Genomic DNA, 1,495 nt, shown 5'->3' on the forward strand with positions numbered 1-1,495 from the left:
GAAGGCTGAGATACGATCGGGAGCGAAAAACAAGTAGTGAAGCACCGAACTCCATACTGCCAAGAAAAGACACTATCGAGCAAAAAGGTACCCGTACCGCAAACCGACACAGGTAGGCGAGGAGAGAATCCTAAGACGCGCGGAAGAACCTTTGTTAAGGAACTCGGCAAAATGACCCCGTAACTTCGGGAGAAGGGGTACCGTGAATTGTATTAAATTTTACATTGAAAGCAAAGCATGGTCGCAGAGACCAGGCCCAAGCGACTGTTTACCAAAAACACAAGTTTCTGCTAAATCGGAAGATGAAGTATAGGAGCTGACACCTGCCCGGTGCTGGAAGGTTAAGGGGAAATGTCAGGGGTAACCCGAAGCATAGAACTTAAGCCCCAGTAAACGGCGGCCGTAACTATAACGGTCCTAAGGTAGCGAAATTCCTTGTCGGGTAAGTTCCGACCCGCACGAAAGGTGTAACGATTTGGGCACTGTCTCAACAAAGGATCCGGTGAAATTGTAGTACCTGTGAAGATGCAGGTTACCCACGGTAGGACGGAAAGACCCCGTGGAGCTTTACTGCAGGCTGACATTGGATTTTGGAACGAAATGTACAGAATAGGTGGGAGACTGAGAACTAGGGACGCCAGTTCCTAGGGAGTCAACATTGGGATACCACTCTTTTCGTTCTAAGGTTCTAACCAGGTACCTTGAATCAGGTACTGGGACACTGTCAGTTGGGCAGTTTGACTGGGGCGGTCGCCTCCTAAACAGTAACGGAGGCGCTCAAAGGTTTGCTCAGAATGGTTGGAAATCATTCACAGAGTGCAAAGGCAAAAGCAAGCTTCACTGCGAGACCTACAAGTCGAGCAGATAGGAAACTAGGACTTAGTGATCCGGTGGTACCGAGTGGAAGGGCCATCGCTCAACGGATAAAAGCTACCCCGGGGATAACAGGCTTATACCCCCCAAGAGTTCACATCGACGGGGGTGTTTGGCACCTCGATGTCGGCTCGTCTCATCCTGGAGCTGGAGTAGGTTCCAAGGGTTGGGCTGTTCGCCCATTAAAGAGGCACGCGAGCTGGGTTCAGAACGTCGTGAGACAGTTCGGTCCCTATCCACCGTGGGCGCAGGAGATTTGAGAGGATCTGTCCTTAGTACGAGAGGACCGGGATGGACAGACCGCTGGTGTACGAGTTGTTCCGCCAGGAGCAGAGCTCGATAGCTACGTCTGGAAAGGATAAGCGCTGAAGGCATCTAAGCGCGAAGCCAACCTCAAGATGAGATCTCCTTGTCGCAAGATGGAAGAGACCTTGTAGAAAAGAAGGTAGATAGGTCAGGGGTGTAAGTGTGGCAACACATTCAGCTGACTGATACTAATGACTCGAAAGCTTGACCAGGAATATGTATTTCTGTTTCAAAGAAAACTACGGATGAAAAAGAGAAAAGACGAAGTCTTTTAACCACGACTTCACTCTCCACTCTTTCACACTCCACACTTTTC

1 rRNA gene is annotated in these 1,495 nt (G+C 49.8%); it reads left to right on the forward strand.

Annotation, left to right across the window (positions count from 1 at the left end):
• Positions 1-1,391 (forward strand): 23S ribosomal RNA (locus ACTQ46_RS11050); the annotation flags it as partial.
• Between the last annotated feature and the right edge of the window lie 104 nt (positions 1,392-1,495).

The organism is Gallicola sp. Sow4_E12, from assembly GCF_052116305.1.
Lineage (GTDB): Bacteria > Bacillota > Clostridia > Tissierellales > Peptoniphilaceae > JBQKLI01.